The following is a 17,616-nucleotide window of genomic DNA, read 5'->3' on the forward strand; positions in this document are numbered from 1 at the left end:
AATGGAAACTGGATATGTGACGACGCCCTTTGGGCGGCGGCCGATGACGCTTGGGATGCTCGCAAGCCAAAAGCTAACGCGCGAAATCGACCCTGCCACGTCGGTCGACAAATGGAAGATCTACCGTGCCCTCTGTGAAGCCAAGCCATTGCTCGGTGTTACTGATCGTGCGCTCGCTGTTCTGAACGCGCTTCTGAGCTTCTATCCGAAGAACGAATTGTCCGAGGATAACGGCCTGGTCGTGTTCCCCTCGAACGCTCAGCTGTCACTGCGCTCGCATGGCATGGCCGAGCAGACGATTAGGCGCCATCTCGCCGCCCTGGTCGATGCGGGGCTTCTCATTCGCAAGGATAGCCCGAACGGCAAGCGTTACGCTCGCCGAGGTAGGGAAGGGGAGGTCAGTGAGGCTTTTGGCTTTTCATTGGCCCCATTGCTTTCTCGAGCCGAAGAGATCGAGCATCTCGCCGCCACAGTGGTAGCCGAGCGGCTCCATATCCAACAGCTGCGTGAACGCATCAGTCTTTGCCGTCGCGATATCGCAAAACTGATCGAGACGGCACTCGCTGAGCAGATCCGCGGAGATTGGCAGGGCATCCATACGGGCTTCAGAAGCCTAATTGAGGGCCTCCCACGCTTTCCGACCACAGCAGCGCTGGAGAATCTGCTCGATGAACTGGTCGTTTTGCGTGACGACATCGTCATCCAATTGGAAATGCAGCTGAAAACACAAAATCAAAGCGGCAATCCCTATCAAAATGAGCGTCACATACAGAATTCAAACCCCGAATCTACAACTGAATTTGAACCGAGCTTCGAAACGAAGCAGGGCGCGCCAGCGGAAGACAAACCTGACCCGCTAACCGTGCCGACAGCTGAAAAGGCAGATGTATCCGTTAGCCCGCGGCAAGTGGGTAGGCGAAAATCAGCCGGCGCGGTAGGTGGCACGAATGCGGAAAACCACGGGGATTTGAAATCATTTCCGCTGGGCCTGGTCTTGCAAGCCTGCCCGCAGATTGTCGATTACGGCCCGAGCGGTGTGATCGGCAGTTGGCGTGACCTGTTGTCAGCTGCTGTCGTCGTCAGAACCATGCTGAAAGTGAGCCCGTCTGCCTATCAAGATGCCTGTTTGGCCATGGGGCCTGAAAATGCGGCGACGGTGATGGCCTGCATTCTCGAACGTGGCGGCCATATCAACTCGGCTGGCGGCTATCTTCGTGATCTGACCCGGCGAACTGAACAAGGACAGTTTGCGATCGGTCCGATGCTGATGTCGCTGGTGCGCGCAAATGCTCCTACTGGACGGAGGACGGGGTAGGTTGCGCTGCTTTCGGTTTGCTTCGGCTGAGCAGGCCGGCGCGGATTTGAGCTGCTCGTGAAACCTCCGGTGGTTCTGGCGTCGGTTCGAGGGGAGGGGCGGGAGCATCCGATGAACGCTTTGCCACTTTCGTGAACGCCAGCTGCGCGGCCATCCGATTTTCTTCCGTAATTGGGGCGATCGCGTTGCCGTCGATATCATGCCGGAAAGCATCCGGTTGGGCGCAGGCGAGAAAATAGCGTTTCGAGTGGGTGTAGGCGGAAACTGCGCGCCGAAGCGCGGTAACGGCGGTATCAGGTTTCAGGAGTGCGCGAATATCGTTCCAAATGCCAATGGCAAAAGGGCGGATTGGGTCACCAGCTGACTTGGGAAGAAGATCGATCGGGCGGATCAGCAATACGGAAATGGCTTCAGCCTTGTTGAGGTCAGAAGAGGCTGCGGGGATCACGCCTTGGCTCTCCGTCCAGGGTTTTGTCATCGGTCATTCTCCTTGCTCGGTTCCGATAAACACTGGAACGTGCAATTTTGATGACAGCCCTGAAAGGGTTTCGCAATAAAATGGCGGTGTCGCTGCGCCGTTAGGTTACAGAGATACCCTTTTATAAAATGGGTTTCTCTAGACCATTTACAACCCGACCAGGCCTGTAACCCTTTGCGCGCTTTTGCCGCAAGAGTTCCAGGAACGCTTCTACAGCTGGCTTTTCACTCGGAAACACGTCTATGCGTTGCTGTCCCCTGGTGCCAAGGCGACCCCATATCCGCACCAGCGAAGTCTCGCCAAACAGCGTCGGCTCGAGCGCGAGCTCATAGAAGCGCGCCATGTTCCTGCTGGGGTCGACGCGCTGGATGTGAAGTCGATAAGGTTGCGGGCTCATGGCGGAAGAGTCGCACGGGTGCGGTTTTGCGTCCAATCAGAGGTTTGAATCGGTCTGGCCCAAACGATTCAACCATTTGATGGAATAGAGGAGGATAGGGCAGGCATGTAAAGCTGGCCGCAATATTTGGCGCTTCGATCGTCTCATTTTGAGGTTGGGAGGCAATCAGGAAGAAGCCGGGAAGTGGGGAGCGATAAGTTCCGCTGCCCGGTTAGCCCACCGGAGCGTGGTTCCAGCCCTATGCCTGCGCCAGGGCATTGAGCAACAGTAGAAGACGGCGTCTCGCCACTGGCGTCATATCCGTCAGTCGTTCGACCAACTCGCGCCCTTCCGTTGTCGCAATGAACGCAAGACTTTCGTTGGCTTGTGGGGAAATTTGAGTGAGATCTCCGGCGCCGGATTCCGGGAGCCCGTCGAAGAACATTGCCGGCAACACGTTCAGGAAATTGCCAATTTCCCAAAGCATGGAAGCGCTGACACGATTTGTGCCGACCTCGTATTTTTGAACTTGCTGGTAACTGATACCGACCCCTTTTCCCAGTTCGGTTTGGGAGAGGTTGGCACGAACTCGTTGAATGCGGATCTGTTGCCCGACGTAAAAGTCGACGGGATGGATTCTGGATAGTGTTTCCGCCTGAGGTGTCGCCTTGTGCCGGCGTATCTTGGTGAATGTCGTTCGTTGTTTGCTCATGTCATACCCCGATTTTGGAGATGACGATGATAGAGAAGGGCGGCGCCGAAACTTTCGAAATCTTGCTACATTCTTATCACCGGAATTCGCCTGTGATTGCGTAAGTGCGGAACATATATTCTGCATCAAGCCTATGAGCGGCAAGTCATGGATATGGAAGTCTGTCGGCCAATTGGTGTGGAATATCCTGATCAGAATTTTGGATATTCAACCTATTTCCATCCCGAACTGCGAAGATCCGCGCGTAAAACGATGTCGCACAGATCAAGGTTTGGGCAAAGGATACCTGATCATGTTTTTGACTACAGTTATTTTTATTAAACGAAGTTTGCAGCATACCGACGGCAGATAAAGGTTATTTACAAGGTAGCTATGAACCGGAGTCGACAAATGCGTGTTTCCTTCGGTGTCATGATTGGCGGATCTGGACCATATCTACATTATTTCAAGTATTAACAACCGAATCTCATCCGAAATTACCTTAAGTTGTATGAATGATATTTAATGTAAAAGAATAAGTTGCTTATTCTTGGGAGTTGTGAGAGCTTGAAGTGCGATCATTGCTATAGTTTTGACGGAGGGGAAAATGAAAACTATTAGCGCATTGATTTCATTCGCAGGTATAGTTTTGGTATCGACGTCCCTGGCATTCGCGCAGGCTGACCCGATAACAGCGGGGATTGTGGTTCAAGGCCTTACCCAAGCAATTGGTGATATGCGGTCGGCGCTAAACGAGGCGACCAATGATGCAAAAAGTGTAGGGAACTCATATCAAGCAAACGCTCAGAACGTTCTAACTGATATCGATAAGATGTTCGGTAAGAATCTGAACTTAGCGTTTGATAAGATGACTGATCAGCAGCGACAACTTGTCCAGAACGGCGAGCGTCTTGTTGCACTGACCAAAGAAGCCACAGACGAGCTTACAAAGAAAAATTTTGATCGAGCAAGAAGCCTAATGATTGAGGGTGACATTGTGGCGTATGACACAAGCTATTCTTTGCCATGTCGAACCACAAAACCAAGAGTGATGCAGGTCGAACCGGTCGAGATAAGCGCGGATGATGAGGCACCTGTCATTCATGTCCGCGGCAACTTCTTGCTGCAGGGAAAAGGCCTAAAGGTCTCGTTCGCGAAAACGGAAGCCCAGGTGCTTCAAAGGACAGATACCGAAATATCCTTTGCTGTACCGCAATCCGTTTTGGATGACGCAAAAGGCAAGCAAATTGCGATTAGCGCCACGCTCGACGGACTAACGACAATTACACGGAAAATAAGATTTGTTCTTGGATGTTCCGAGAAATCGCGCAGCCTTGAAACTGCGCCATCCGTTCAGTTTTTGATCAATCCGCCGATAACTTTCCATGTACAAGGAACGCTTACGACAAGTCATCTTGTCGATACGGTTCTGCCTGACCTCAAGGGGCAATTTTCCAATACTGGTAACGGCCATTGCGACGATTCCTATTCAGTCGATCAAAACTACTGTCTGATCGACAAGAATGGAGGCTTTGACCACGTGGACATCTCTAACCCATCGGCAAATTGTGGAAGCTCCATTGGTCCTATCAATCCATCGGGCGATCATTGTGTTTTCGTTGGCGGTCATGTTCAAGGATGCGGCGCGATTCGTGGTCCTTTCAATGTGTGGGCGGGCTGCAAGGGAAGAGGATGGGTTAAATACGACTATCAGCTTTATCGAAAGGATAGGGTGATGACCGAGGCAGGCCATTCCGACATTGAGAAAGAAGGAATTCCTGGCGAGACGCTTTTCTCGTTTCCTTTTCCAACCGCAGCCGGGAAGAAAGAAGAGATGCAATTTACCTTTAACGTAATCGTGCAAAAAATGCGGGGCGACAAGGTGCTGGAACAGGGGACGCTGTCTCAAGCACAAGCCACCCATGGTACTTGGCAGGCTAATGTCAAGGACGGACAGTTCTCGTTGACGCTCCAATAGTGAGCTTTAGTTCTTCGGCCGGCAGATGACCGGCCGCATTTGTGAGATCACCACGCCGCCTTTCGGCGTGGTGATGGCGCCGAGCCAATTGTTTGAAAACATGCCAGCGCATCGGCCGGGTTCAACCGCTGTCAATCGGCACGGATGTCCTTTGGTATTTAGACGTAAGAATGCGACCGTTTCAGTTTGGTCTGACAGATAATTTGAGATTCGGCGTATCGAGATTGTCAAATTAAGTGCAACTGGGAAGGCGTGCGCCATAGCTTGCAATCTATCGATCCCATTGATGTGGTCGGAGTGCAAGTGGAGATGAATAGGATGTCGGTTCGTCGGGAACTCGCTATTCTATGCGATGCCATTTGGCCGTTGAATGCCGAATTCTGTTCAGAGTCGTAGACGTAGGTGAAGCGTGCGGTCTGTCGTTCGGGTGATTCAGGGTTCGCCATTCTTATCTGCTCGAGAGTCGTAATAGTGCCGGTATGGAACGCGCCCTGGCTGACCGCGTGTTGCGAGCGGCGGATTACGGTATGGCGCATTGGACAATCTTAGCCTGATTTTTTGATTGAAGCTTACCTTTAAAGGCAAATAGATGTCCTCTAGTGATCTCCATTTGGCAAAAATCGAAAAATTTGATCCATAAATGGTGCGTAAATCTCTTCAGTGCCCTATTTATGCATCATTGCGCTCGCCTCATTCGCGCGGTAATATCCCCATAAATAGATCGCAAGATGTGTTCGTGACTGATTAATGGAGCAGTAGGCTTATGGCCAAACCAGCCGCTAGAAGCTATTCGCGGTATAGTGAGGAGGCAGCGCGTTTGCTGGGTCAATCCATCAAGCTGGCGCGGATAGATCGCAAGCTGACTGTCGAGGAACTGGCGGAACGTGCTGGCATGTCGCGGGGCCTTGTCCAGCGTATTGAGAAGGGCGACATGGGCTGCGCGATTGGTGCGGTGTTTGAGGCAGCCGCCATCGTTGGCGTTCGGCTTTTTGACGCCGACCAGACGACTATCGCCGCGAAGGTCGCGACGAATGATCAGCTCTTGACCTTGCTTCCTCAATCCGTACGTAACCCCGCCCGGAGAGCCAAGGATGACTTCTGAGGTCGCACTCGATGAAGTCTATGTCTGGATCTGGCTTCCGGGCAAAACCGAGCCGGTCGTGGCCGGCCTGTTGTCACGCGCCGGATCGACGTTGGTGTTCAACTATGGCCGCTCCTATCTGGAACGGCCCGACGCTATTTCAATCTACGATCCAGAACTACCGCTCAAAGTGGGAGTTCTTCCCCTTCCTGCCGGATTGTCCATGCCGAGCAGCTTGCGTGATGCTGCGCCCGACGCCTGGGGGAGGCGTGTCATCGTCAATCGCCGGTTCGGACAGAAGGGGGCGGCGATCGATATCGGCCAGTTGGACGAACTGACCTATCTGATTGAGTCCGGCTCGGATCGCATCGGAGCCCTTGATTTCCAGCGCTCGGCAACCGCGTATGAGCCACGACAGGCGCACACGGCCTCTCTCGAGGAGTTGCTGACGGCTGCCGAGAGGGTCGAGGCCGGTGTACCAATCACGCCGGAACTTGATCAGGCGCTTTTTCATGGCAGTTCGCTCGGAGGAGCAAGGCCCAAGGCAATCATCGAGGAGCCTGATACCAAATACATCGCTAAGTTCTCCTCCCGAACCGACGTCTACAATGTGGTCAAGGCCGAGTTCGTCGCCATGCGGCTTGCCGCTCTTGCCGGGTTGGAAGTGGCGCGGGTGCGTCTTGTGGGTGCGGCTGGTAAAGATGTGCTGCTTATTCAGCGTTTCGATCGCCTGTGGTTACTAGGAGGCTGGCGTAGAAAGGCGATAGTTTCGGCACTGACCCTCTTCGAACTGGATGAGTTTATGGCCCGCTATGCGAGCTATCAGGATCTGACCGAAATCATTCGCCACCGCTTTGCGGCACCCCGCGCGACCTTACACGAGCTCTTTGGCCGACTTGTCTTCAACATCCTGTGCGGAAACACCGACGACCACGCGCGAAATCATGCCGCCTTCTGGGATGGGACTTCGCTTGCTCTGACCCCCGCCTACGATATCTGCCCGCAGGGTCGAACCGGCAACGAGGCAACGCAGGCGATGCTGATTGCCGGCGACAACAGGCAGAGCCGTCTCTCTGTCTGCATCGAGGCCGCCGCGCAGTTTCAACTGGGCGTCGAGGAGGCTATCGGCATCATAGAGCGACAGATTATTACCGTGCGGGATCGCTGGTCCGAGGTTTGTGATGAAGGTGGACTGACTGAGATCGACAGAAACCTTCTCTGGCGTCGGCAATTCCTCAATCCGTTCGCCTTCGAGGGGGCTCCCGTTCAATTGATTGGCTTGATTGAATAGGGGGCAGTGCCATCACATAAATTCTTGGCCTAATAGGAGACAAAGGCCCACATCCTGGCGCAGCGAGACTGAGGCCTAGTTTGCTTTTGCGACGGCACTGAGAGCTTGTGCTGCATCGAAGCCCAAGATTTCGGCAAGCTCAAGAAATTCGATCACATCCACTCTACGCTGCCCACTTTCAAGGCGTGCGACAAAAGACTGATATTCGCCGAGCTTCCCGGCAAGATCCGTCTGCGTCAGGCCTTTGGCCTCACGGTTTTCAATTAGAAGCGCTATCAGCGCCCGATGTCGTTTCGTGCCGAGAGTTTTCGTCACGTCATCACCCATCTTCGGACAAGATGGGGCTTTCAATATATCTGCTTTTCAGTTATCTTAAATTCAGATATTCTTTGAAACCGGGCGTTTTCGTAAGTGGGGCTCGATTTATCTGCATGTGGGCGACAAAACGATGCAGCCATTCTGACCGCAGCTAGGCCTTAATGCGTCTGAGGTCGCAGGAGGTGTATGAAGGTGATACCCGATGAGACGGTCGATCTGCTGGAAGCCTTGCTTTTTACAATCAGGAAAATCGTTGAGAGCGGTGCTCAAGGCAAGCAGCGTATAGCGAACGCCTATCATGACGCCTGTTCCCTGGCGATGTCGATAGATCGTGATGGCGGTTCGGCTGGCCCGTGTATCGAGGCATGCCTGAAACACTTTAACATCCATAAGGACGCAGGTGACGTCGCCTCAGCGGGTTGGATGCTGGCCGCGATTCAAGAGCGTGTGTCCGAACGCAATCTTTACGGCTGGCGTAAACTCGAGGAGATCGTGAATGCAGCGGTGCACGAACTGCTCCTGTCTGTGCAGGCATCACCGCATTGAGTGTGTCCCTACGCTATCCGTGTCTGGATGCCGAGAGCGGTGGCGGCGAGAAGACCGTCCCACATTCGAGAAATGTCCGTCTGCAATTATTGCGTTAGGCGTTTCCGCTGAACTCGCTATCCTCGTCCAATTCGCGCACCGGTAGATAGGCATTCGTTTCCAGCCATTCCTTGACGATATGACGGATCATGTCGCTCCTCGTCATACCGAGCTCGCCGGCGATGGATTGCAAGGCGTCTTCTATTTCCGCTTCAAGACCAATCGGCGCGGCGTTGCGGATCAGGAGCGCCGCACGTCGCAGCAGCACCTGTAGATCGGCGCGGGATGCGTCGCCAATGCGATCGGCCATATACTCAAGCTGTCCCGCCATATCCCCTGGCATGCGCGCGCTCCCACTTCGATAGATGGCATTACTCATCATCTCTCTCCCTCAGGTTTGGTCAAGGCTCGGCTGCCAACCGCGCGTCATGCCTTTGCTCATCACGGCGGAGGAAAGAGAAAGCTGATGTCGAAGGTGCTGAATCCTATGCACGAGATCAGTGACGGCTGCCCTGGCGTCCCCATTATGGGCGGCAATGATCGCATCGATCGGATCGATTGCAGGTTCTTCTACTATTGCAGCGGCTTCGATACTCATTGGACGCACGTCTCCATTCCGCCGGATGGGGCGGTTCGCTTCATCAAATTGTTTGAAAACTCAGGCCGGGGCGCAGCTCGCGTTTGTTCTCAAAATGTTCTCATTTCGACGCGGAGTCAAGCTCGCAAAAATTCATCGCGGAGCCTTGTGGGAAACCTGACTGAAGATGCAGGTGATACTCGTTCGATCAAGCCTTAGCCTCCCGGAGTGGTGTGTCCAATTCGAGATCAAGCTTTGGGAGGCATCCCCAGATATGACCTGAGGGCGCGCTCTGTAATATCGCTGGCCGTCGTCTTTTGTTTCAATGCCTCGAGCTTAGCGGCAATGATCACAGCACCGGACAAAGCGATCTGAAACCGTTCCGGCTTTTCGTCGATGGAGCCAGGATTAGGAGGGGCGGCCGCTTGTGGTTTTTCTTCCGTGGTTGATGGGTCGACGACATTCCGGCTGCCTGCCGACGCCCCGTGCATTCCATCATAGGAACCTAGTCTTCCGATGGAATCGGCGATCAAGGAATCCAGGTCTGTCAAATTGCGGCGTGACTTTGGCAGAGGCGGAATATCCGTCATGTCGTCCTCCGTTCGCTTCATGCAGCGTCGCTTACGATCCTGGTGATATCGGTGATCACGCTGATAATGTTCCCTCGAGCCTTGGCCACCTGCTCGGATTTGCCTGGGTCTTTTCCGATATGGGCAAGCGAGCCCGCCTCTTTCGAAAATTGCTCGTAGACTTTCCGCGCTCGCACGAATGTCGGCAGAGCCGGAAGCCTGTTGTCGCGGATCATCTTCACCGCGTCCTGAAACGCCGTCGTGTTGGTGTCGATGCCTTCAACGCGATTGAGTATGAGCCTGAGGGGTGCTCGTTTCAGATTGTTCTCAGCCCACTCGAAGAGTTTTACGGTCTCCACCATTTCCATCACATTGGCCTTGGTCGGCACCAGTGTGATGTCGCTCGAGACAATCGACGCGATCAACAGATCGTTCATGGAACCCTGGACGTCGATCAGGATGATTTCGGCATTCGATGTCGTGAGCGCGACTTTCAGATCCTGTGGCGTGTTTGCCGGTACCACCATCAGTGATGGCGGCAAGGTGCCAGCGCGCTGGCATCGGTTCACCCACTGAAGACAGGATTGTTGCTTTTGGTCGGCATCGATGATCAGAACCTTGGCGCCGTTCTGGGCAAGCTCGGATGCGATGAGAAGGCATAAGGTGGATTTGCCGACACCGCCTTTTGAGTTCGCCACAGCGATGATGGTCATTGAGCAAGTCCCCATGGTGTGGTGAATGTATTTATATATACCAAATAAATACCGGTTCCACCTTTTGCAAGCGTTATTGCTACAGGCACTGATCGCAGGTTGGGTGCTGGTCCCAGCTGTGCATGTGCCGGCGCTTCTGCCAGCAGCATTAGTCCCAAAGCTGCGGTCGCTGATCTGACTTTGTGCAGGGCCGTTGCTTGCATCACTGATATCAGCTCCAGCCCGTCATGCGCTCTTGCCACTGTGCTCCGTTTTGGGAGTGCGCGTACTGTCATCACTACTGATACTGCCGGAAATGATTGCAGTGTGGCCACTTCTAGAAGTTATATAAGTAACTGAAATATAATGATAAAGTGAATTATTTGGTTGGCAGGATAGCAGTTTTCGGTGTACGAAAACTGTCTGTGCCCGATGGGCGGCCTAACGGCTGATTGGCTCGTCCGGCAGTCGCCATAAGGGCGACCGGAGCGAGAAGGCATGAGCGAGATCGGGATTGGACAAAGGCGAACGAACCGAAACAGATCGGTGCGTGTCAGGCTGTCGGAGGCCGAATTCTGCGCCCTTATCGCCTTTGCCACGGATGCCGCACTGCCCACCAGCGAGGTGTTGAGGCGATTGGCCCGCGAGGCTTCTGGCCTTGGTCCAACTTTCGAGGGAGATATGTCGAAGAAAATTCAATCGACAATCGTTCAGCTTCGTAAGATCGGCGTCAACCTGAACCAGATTGCGCGTGTTCTGAACAGCGGCAGCACACCCGGTTATGAGCCTCTGCTGGGCGGTGTCGAAAGGCTCGCAAGGCTCGTCGCGCAGCACGAACGTGATCTCGACGAGCTGAGGGCGAGGGGGCGCACTCGCGGACTGCGTCTGGTGAGAACCGATGTTTGACGTCGACGCCTTCGTCGAACTGCTTGATGACATCGAGCGACGCAAAAGGCAGCGTATAGCCGCCAGTTTCCCGTCGCAGCAGGGCGTCGATATACTGCCCATGAAGAAGGTGCGGCAGAAGCCCGGACCAAAGCCGAAGCGGCATGGGCCCGTTGGTCTACCATATACGGGCAGCAAGCCGCGCACGGGTGCCGCACCGATGGATCTGCTGCTCGAAGATGAGTGGCGCAAGCGTCGTAGGGGTGGGGGAGGCGGGGGCAGCTTACCCGCTCGCAGCCTCAGTCAGCCTGATAAGACCAAGCTGAAACCTGGGCCGAATACCGGCACTGGCACTGCGGGAGCGAAGGCGGAAACTCGCATCCGGATCGCTGGTCCGCAGGAACGCCTTGCGATCGCCGGGGGATCACAGCCGGCTGTCGTTAAGCTCGTCAGCTATGCCGCCGGAAGCAGCCGTGTCGCAAAACTTCTCACCTATCAGAACCGGGATGGTGAATTGGCCGTCGAGCGCGAGACCGGTGCGCAAATGGCGGGTGGGCAATGGATCCAGGCGCTCGCCGACGAATGGGCGGAAGAGGACGGCCGGCAGCCGTCAAAGGATGTACTGCGGCTCTCGCTGTCAGTTCGTTCGGATTCTGATGAAACCATCGGCGCGGCGTTGAAGGTGGCATTGCCCGGTCATCGGATAGCATGGGCGAGCCGGCCGACTGACGCGGGAGAGGGGCGGATCGTCGACCTCGTCATGAGTGCCGCGGCGCGCGCTCATCCCAGGCAGCACCACGTGCAGCGCATCTACAACAATCGGAAATCACTGGCCGGCCTCGCGGCACGGCTCGAAGACACATTCGGTGCTGGCACGGCAATCGAGGTTCATGGCTTTGCGCATGGAGTTGAGGGTGTCGGCCGCTATCTTGCCCAGGTCCGCAAGGGGACGCGCCATGCCGTGTGGTCGGCTCGCATGGACAAGGGTGGAACTTTCGTTGGAGATGTCTTGGTTGGCGCCGGCGCGAGCTCTCTGGCAGAAGCAAAGGACTGGAAGCGGGATCTTCGCTCGCAGGAACGACGCGACGTCGCCCATATCATCTTCAGCGCCAAACCTGGCACATCGCGCGAACGCTTCGTTGACGCCGTGCGCGAAACACTTGCCCGGGAGTTTGCCGGGCATCGTTACGCCTTTGTGTTGCATGAGGATCGGCAACATCTGCATGTTCACGCGGCGGTGAAAATGCAGTCTGAGACCGGCCAGCGTCTTCATCCGCGCATCCAGGATTTTAAGCGCTGGCGCCAGACACTCGCCGAAGAAGCGCGGGAGCGGGATATCCCGATGGATGCGGTAAGCCGTTTCGAGCGGGCCAATCCGCCCGGCTACAAGCTGAAGGATATTCGTCGCATTCAACGCGGCATCGCCACGGACAACGCGCGCCGACGCGTCGAAGCGGTGAAGAATGGTGCCGTTCATATTCCGGCTCGGGAAGAGGGCAAGCGCCGTGCGGCGGCCTCGGCGCATGGTTGGGGTCACGTGGCAGCTGTTACCACGCAGGCGGTTCCTGAGATCGCTCCGGAGGCCGGTGTGCTGCGTCTCTATCGTGCCGAACGGCCGGCCTCCCGTTCGTCGGCGCCGATCTTTACCCGTGATCGCGCCCAGGCTGCGGAATTGGCCGAGCGGTATGGCGGAGCGCTGAGCTTCATCGATGTTCGTCCGACCGAGATGCATCAGATCAAGCCGGCGCGCGGTCAGTCTCGCATGGGCGGCGGCGATGACCGCTTCGTGGTCGCCCGCGAACTGGCGGACACGATGCGCCTGGTTCCTCCGGCAGAAGCAACCACTGCAAGGATTATGCGGTTTCGCCAACGCAGCGAGATTGCTGTTCGAGCGATCGAGGAGATCGCCAACGAAGACCAATCCCCCGGATATCAGATAGGCACTGCGACAAAGGAGACCGACGACATGGCAAATCTCGATACTATGAAAACCTCCTTCGCGGAGATGGACGAGCAGATGGAGGTCATCAGGAAAAATCTTCCGACCGACCGCCAACCGCAAATCGACGAACTGCATGGCAAGCTGAAGCGGACGCAGCAGGAGATGCTCAAGGCGCAAGAGACGATCGAGAAGAGACGGGGAACGGTCGAGGGCGAGAGCTTTGTCCAGCCCATAAAACATGAGTTCAGCCAATTTGCTGCCGAGGAGCGGGGTGAGGTGATCCGCTATGTCAATCGGACGGCGAACGGCAGCGCCGGCGCCGTTGCGTTTACCGATCATGGCGACAAAGTCGAGATTGCCCGTTGGAAGGATCGCGAGGCAGTGCTGGCGGCCATGCAGGTGGCTTCGCAGAAATGGGACGCTTTGACGATCAATGGAACCGACAGCTACAAAGCGATCGCCGTCGAGCTTGCCGCGGAGCATGGGTTCAAGATCACCAACCCTGAGCTGCAGGACAAGCTCGTCGTGGCGAGTGAGCGGATTGCCCGAAATCGGGCTGGTCGTGCCGGGATTGCCCCAGGCGTACTCCCCGAGAGCGCAAAGCCTGAGACACAAATAGAGACCCCGGCGTCTGCTACTGAGCTCGTCATTCCAGAAAGGTCGTCGGAACCGGTGATCGACGGCGACAAGGTCAGGCCTGCCGACCGCGACCGGGGCGCGATGCTCGCAGCAATGCGCGAGGCCGCGAAAAAATGGGATACAATCACCGTCAACGGATCCGCAAAGGATAAGGCGCTGGCTGTCGAGCTTGCGGTCGAACACGGTTTCCAGATTTCCAATCCCGAGCTGCAGGAGAAGCTCGCTGCCGCCAGGGAGAAGGTCGATCAGCGCCGGCAAAGAGAGCTGGCCCGGGAAGAAAAACTGACGGGGTTCGTCGACGGCTCACAGACACTGCGCGACACCGAGCTCGATCGCCCGGTCGGAGAGGGCAGGGAGGCCGGCTCCGTCAGCGCGACCATGAGACAAGGTCGGCTTGTTGCTCATGGTGCTGCGCCTTACGAGCAGAATCCGGAAAATGACGCGAGCTATTATGTTACGCTTGCGCGGGCCAATGGCGACCAGCAAACAATCTGGGGTGTCGGCCTCGAAAGGGAAATGCGGACGCATAGGCCTGAGATCGGCGAGCATATCACCGTAAGCTATACCGGTTCCGAGCCGGTCGTTGTCGATGGTGAACTCAGGAATCGCCATAATTGGCAGATCGGGCGGGCGGGTCCTTCGGACAAGCTTACCGACAATACTATAGGTCGAAGCGATGCTAAAATTGCCATCGCGCTTGAAACCGTTCGTGATCGAACGGATGCCGAGGCGCAGCGCGAGGTTCGCCAAGCCGAGCGCGGTGCCGCCACGAATGAGCGGCCGGTCGACGGCGGCGGCGAGGATCATGCATATCGCACCCAGGCCGAGGCAAGTGCGGCCGTTCGCGCCGAACGCGTGGTGGATCAGAATCCGTCAAAGCCGATCCCGGTCGATGTGAATCAGTCGCCTGAAATCGAGCGCCAACGTCAGATCCAACAGGAGCTGCTAGCTGAGAAACAAGAGAACCGTCAGGTCGAAGCGCAAAAGCAGTCACGGAAGCCACGTCAGAGGCAATAGGTTCTCGAGGGTTTGGCTCTTCTGACGAACATGAGAGAACTCGGAGCGGCAGGCCACAAAGTATGTATGGCGCGGTGACCCGCAGGTGAGAACACCAGGCCAACGGCCACGACAGGTGCCATCAGCCAGTTGGCCAGACTTTGACGGCAAGGCGCTTGAACTCGAGCACACCAAGCGCGCGCCGCTTCCGAGCTTTGGGCCTTGGCCGCGCAAGCCGCTCTGCGACGGCCGTGTAGGGTGCCTCCCAGATCTCGCGAAGATCCAAGTGGCGTGGTCGAGAAGCACTCGCAGGACCGTGTTGCAGCTTGCTTAATCCGGCCGAGCCTCTGGCGCGAGTTGAAAGCTCGTCCCTGGATCTGGATGCGTTCCCCGCTCCCGTCAGGCGCGCAGCTTGCGGGTCAGCCGGTAATATTCCGCAGCGAGAGGCTTAATGCCAGTCAGAGTCTCCCGGCCTCGAACGGCTGTTTCTGTGTCAGTCATGACCTTTAACGCGATTCCTTGCTGGCTTTGGGGGGGCAGACTGCAACACATATCGCGGGGACTGTAGGATCCTACAATTGACGGCGAGCTAATACTTTTATGAGTAGCGACCCGGCTCGAATGTTGGTCATATTCGATCTGGATAGCCACTCACAGTATCGGAAAGCATTTGGAGGTACAGCATGTCCCATGGCGAGACGTTCACCTTTTACACTTACTCAACTGCTGGCAAGGGCCGCGATGATCGGTGGGCCTATACGGGTATTCCAGAGATTTTCTTTCACGACGAGAGCAGTGCACGCGAGGCGCTTCATGATCTGCGCGCAGACGTCGAGAGCGAGCCGGAGAACACGTGGTCGCCCATGCAGCTTGAGAAGATCGAAACTGTTCCGATCTCGAAGAAAAGCATCTTTGCGTTGCTGAATGAAGGCGCAGGCGCCTTTGTGAAGAGCTACGAAGTCATCGAAATCATCTACTGACATGGAACGCACAGAAACGCGCAGCTTCAGTCTGTCGAGTGGAAAATTGCAGAACTACGCAGTATGCAAAAGACGACTGACGCCGCCCACGATGATCGCTGGTGACAAGAAATCCAAGGTCGGCATCTTGGTATTCTACAGGAGGAAATGCATGATTGGGCGCGCTGTAGTCACTTTATGTTTGTTGTCAACATCGGCTGTGGCTGCTGACTACAAGCCCTACCAGAATTCGAGGTTCGGCTATTCGATCGATCTCCCATCGGAGTTCAAGGTCGTTTCGGTCGCCGACAATAATGACGGTATGAAGCTGGTTTCGCTGAATGGATCGGCGATGCTGTTGGTGTGGGGCAACCAAATCATGCAGGGAGGATTCAAAGCGGAGAGCGACTACCGACGCAAGTCGTACTCTGACGAAGGTTGGCAGATTTCTTACGAGAAGCACGCGACGGCTTGGGCGAGTTATTCCGGGGTCCGAGACGGCCGCATCCTTTATGTGAGAGAGATTGCGCTCTGCGATGATGCCATGGGCAATTTTTCGCTCGAATACCCACAAGTCGACCAAAAGCGATATGGTGCTATCGTCGAAAGGCTTGTGAAGAGCCTTGCGGCTCCGAGACACTGCGAGTGAAATTCCGCTCTGTTGTAACTATTTTCTTCTTCTAAGATCGCCTGATGCTAGGCGCGTTATCTGACTTACGAAGACGCAACATAACTTCGTATCCGAAAGTTTTGAGCAAAGAGCCTGCTGATGCATCCCCGTCAGCTACAACGTCGATGAAGTCGCTTTCACGGACTTCACCAGAAATCCGTGGCGCCTGATCAAAGCAATAGACCGACCATTCGGCGAATGATTGATATCCCTGTTGCCTTCGAACTGATCTAGGGCGAAGGCTCTCGCGCTGTTTTTGCCCAAGCCGATATGAGCGATGCTCACGACAAAAGTGTTATCGGCAATAGTCGTGTTCGGGCCCATTTTACGGGTAGTGTCGGACATCGCCAGCCGCCAAAACGCAGATGGTCTGCGCGACTTGGAACGATCTCTCGAATGCAGGCACTGGAAGGAATTCGAAGCGGGAATGAAAATTGTAGGCGCCCGTGAAGAAATTCGGCGTCACCAATCCTCTTGCAGAGAGGGCGGCTCCATCGGTTCCTCCCCGCATGGGAATTGGCTTCGGTTCGATACCTAGCCTGTCGAAAGCAGCAAAGAGCAGGTCTATGGAACGTCTGTCATCACCCAAGTGATCGTGGATGTTGTGGTAGGTGTCGCTTACTTGATGCACGATCTGCCCTGCTGGGTAGATCGAGCCAACCGTATCGGCTGCTTCTGCGATCCGCCGCTTGCGCCGCTCGAAGCTCTCCTTGTCAAAATCCCGGATCATGACTTTGAGCCGGGCTTCCGTATCGTTCGCTATGATGTCTTTGAACCAGAAATATCCTTCACGTCCGGAGGTTCGCTCGGGGGTCTCAGCACGATTGAACTGGGCGATGAAGTCGATCGCCATTAGAAGCGGGTTCACGAGGACGCCCTTGGCGGACATGGGATGAGCGCTAACCCCGGTGAAAACGACCTCACCAGAGGCGGCATTGAAATTCTCGAAGACGACTTCGCCGAGTTCACAGCAATCGATCGTATAGGCGAAGTCACAGGGGAAACGGCCAAGATCGAGCGCTTTTGTGCCCCGCAAGCCGATTTCCTCGTCCGGGACGAAGGCAACGCAGATGTCGCCATGCGATCCCAAAGCATTGAGCCGGCCGAGCAATGTCATGATAACGGCGATCGCCGCCTTGTTGTCCGCGCCGAGCACGCTTGTCCCATCGCTGAAAATGATGTCTTGACCTTCCCAACCGCGTATTTCGGGATGTGCATTAACCCGAAGCCATATGTCTCGATCACGATTGAGACACAGGTCCTCTCCGTCGAAACGCAGGATTTGCGGGCGAATGGTCGGCGACAGGCCGACATCCACGGTGTCGAGATGCGCAATAAATCCGATGCGCGGCGCTTCCGGCCGTGTGCCGGGCTTCATCGCGGTCACGATGGCATGGTCATCGATGGTCACGTTATCGAGGCCGAAACCTCGCAATTCATCGGCGAGTAATGCCGCAAGCCTGGCTTGACCCGGCGTCGAAGGCAGCGTCGGAGACTTGGCATCACTCTGGCTTTCGATTGCGAGATAGCGAAAGAATCTCTCGATCAGTTCGTCGCAAGGATCCATGGTAGTT

18 protein-coding genes are annotated in these 17,616 nt (G+C 55.6%); 9 read left to right on the forward strand and 9 right to left on the reverse strand.

Annotated features, from left to right (window positions below; translation table 11 throughout):
* The first annotated feature begins 1 nt into the window (after position 1).
* Positions 2-1,315, forward strand: coding sequence for a plasmid replication protein RepC (repC, locus tag RRH01S_RS27710; RefSeq protein WP_012653103.1), 1,314 nt, complete (start codon positions 2-4; stop codon positions 1,313-1,315).
* Here repC and RRH01S_RS27715 read toward each other — a convergent pair.
* The 3 genes from RRH01S_RS27715 to RRH01S_RS27725 form a co-directional block, all read right to left on the reverse strand.
* Positions 1,293-1,793 (reverse strand): ProQ/FinO family protein, encoded by a 501-nt coding sequence (locus RRH01S_RS27715; protein ID WP_012653104.1) that lies wholly within the window; start codon positions 1,791-1,793, stop codon positions 1,293-1,295. The two genes, repC and RRH01S_RS27715, sit on opposite strands and share 23 nt — an antisense overlap.
* Before the next feature lie 121 nt (positions 1,794-1,914).
* Positions 1,915-2,190: a WGR domain-containing protein gene (locus tag RRH01S_RS27720; protein WP_041724079.1), complete on the reverse strand. Its 276-nt coding sequence runs from the start codon at positions 2,188-2,190 to the stop codon at positions 1,915-1,917.
* A gap of 238 nt (positions 2,191-2,428) precedes the next feature.
* Complete coding sequence (locus RRH01S_RS27725) at positions 2,429-2,881, reverse strand: helix-turn-helix domain-containing protein (protein WP_012653105.1); 453 nt, start codon at positions 2,879-2,881, stop codon at positions 2,429-2,431.
* A gap of 586 nt (positions 2,882-3,467) precedes the next feature.
* Here RRH01S_RS27725 and RRH01S_RS27730 point away from each other — a divergent pair.
* From RRH01S_RS27730 to RRH01S_RS27740, 3 genes are all read left to right on the forward strand, one after another.
* Complete coding sequence (locus tag RRH01S_RS27730) at positions 3,468-4,838, forward strand: hypothetical protein (protein WP_012653106.1); 1,371 nt, start codon at positions 3,468-3,470, stop codon at positions 4,836-4,838.
* A 763-nt stretch (positions 4,839-5,601) separates the two neighbouring features.
* Positions 5,602-5,940 (forward strand): helix-turn-helix transcriptional regulator, encoded by a 339-nt coding sequence (locus tag RRH01S_RS27735; protein WP_041724081.1) that lies wholly within the window; start codon positions 5,602-5,604, stop codon positions 5,938-5,940.
* Entirely contained in the window at positions 5,930-7,210 is a 1,281-nt protein-coding gene (locus RRH01S_RS27740; protein ID WP_042475769.1) for a type II toxin-antitoxin system HipA family toxin, read from the forward strand. The genes RRH01S_RS27735 and RRH01S_RS27740 overlap by 11 nt, the downstream gene beginning before the upstream one ends.
* A 75-nt stretch (positions 7,211-7,285) precedes the next feature.
* On the opposite strand, the gene RRH01S_RS27745 is transcribed toward RRH01S_RS27740, so the two are convergent.
* Positions 7,286-7,537 (reverse strand): helix-turn-helix domain-containing protein, encoded by a 252-nt coding sequence (locus RRH01S_RS27745; RefSeq protein ID WP_052365301.1) that lies wholly within the window; start codon positions 7,535-7,537, stop codon positions 7,286-7,288.
* Positions 7,538-7,714: 177 nt separating this feature from the next.
* Here RRH01S_RS27745 and RRH01S_RS27750 point away from each other — a divergent pair, with 177 nt between their 5' ends.
* Complete coding sequence (locus tag RRH01S_RS27750; protein ID WP_052365303.1) at positions 7,715-8,074, forward strand: hypothetical protein; 360 nt, start codon at positions 7,715-7,717, stop codon at positions 8,072-8,074.
* A 94-nt stretch (positions 8,075-8,168) separates the two neighbouring features.
* Here RRH01S_RS27750 and RRH01S_RS27755 read toward each other — a convergent pair whose 3' ends face one another.
* The 4 genes from RRH01S_RS27755 to RRH01S_RS27770 form a co-directional block, all read right to left on the reverse strand.
* Positions 8,169-8,495, reverse strand: a complete 327-nt coding sequence (locus RRH01S_RS27755) for a ribbon-helix-helix protein, CopG family (RefSeq protein ID WP_042475771.1) — start codon at positions 8,493-8,495, stop codon at positions 8,169-8,171.
* Between the two features lie 9 nt (positions 8,496-8,504).
* On the reverse strand, positions 8,505-8,711 hold the full coding sequence (locus RRH01S_RS34545; RefSeq protein WP_042475772.1) for a hypothetical protein: 207 nt from the start codon (positions 8,709-8,711) through the stop codon (positions 8,505-8,507).
* A 227-nt stretch (positions 8,712-8,938) separates the two neighbouring features.
* Positions 8,939-9,280: a hypothetical protein gene (locus tag RRH01S_RS27765; protein WP_234711762.1), complete on the reverse strand. Its 342-nt coding sequence runs from the start codon at positions 9,278-9,280 to the stop codon at positions 8,939-8,941.
* A 17-nt stretch (positions 9,281-9,297) separates the two neighbouring features.
* A complete protein-coding gene (locus tag RRH01S_RS27770; protein WP_042475778.1) occupies positions 9,298-9,972 on the reverse strand; it encodes a ParA family protein in 675 nt (224 codons plus the stop codon).
* Between the two features lie 477 nt (positions 9,973-10,449).
* On the opposite strand from RRH01S_RS27770, the gene mobC reads away from it, so the two are divergent.
* From mobC to RRH01S_RS27790, 4 genes are all read left to right on the forward strand, one after another.
* The gene (mobC, locus tag RRH01S_RS27775; protein WP_042475781.1) at positions 10,450-10,857 is read left to right on the forward strand and encodes a plasmid mobilization relaxosome protein MobC; all 408 of its coding nucleotides are present in this window, start codon (positions 10,450-10,452) and stop codon (positions 10,855-10,857) included.
* Complete coding sequence (locus RRH01S_RS27780) at positions 10,850-14,434, forward strand: LPD7 domain-containing protein (RefSeq protein ID WP_042475784.1); 3,585 nt, start codon at positions 10,850-10,852, stop codon at positions 14,432-14,434. Before mobC ends, RRH01S_RS27780 begins: the two co-directional genes overlap by 8 nt.
* A gap of 662 nt (positions 14,435-15,096) precedes the next feature.
* A complete protein-coding gene (locus tag RRH01S_RS27785; protein WP_042475787.1) occupies positions 15,097-15,393 on the forward strand; it encodes a hypothetical protein in 297 nt (98 codons plus the stop codon).
* Between the two features lies 1 nt (position 15,394).
* Positions 15,395-16,021, forward strand: a complete 627-nt coding sequence (locus RRH01S_RS27790; protein WP_234711763.1) for a hypothetical protein — start codon at positions 15,395-15,397, stop codon at positions 16,019-16,021.
* 346 nt (positions 16,022-16,367) lie between these two features.
* Here the strand turns inward: RRH01S_RS27790 and pepT are convergent, their stop codons facing one another.
* Positions 16,368-17,609 carry a peptidase T gene (gene pepT / locus RRH01S_RS27800; protein WP_042475791.1) on the reverse strand — a complete coding sequence of 414 codons (1,242 nt, stop codon included), beginning with the start codon at positions 17,607-17,609 and terminating at the stop codon, positions 16,368-16,370.
* Positions 17,610-17,616: the final 7 nt, after the last annotated feature.

It is taken from the genome of Rhizobium rhizogenes NBRC 13257 (assembly GCF_000696095.1).
In the GTDB taxonomy this organism is placed as follows: domain Bacteria; phylum Pseudomonadota; class Alphaproteobacteria; order Rhizobiales; family Rhizobiaceae; genus Rhizobium; species Rhizobium rhizogenes.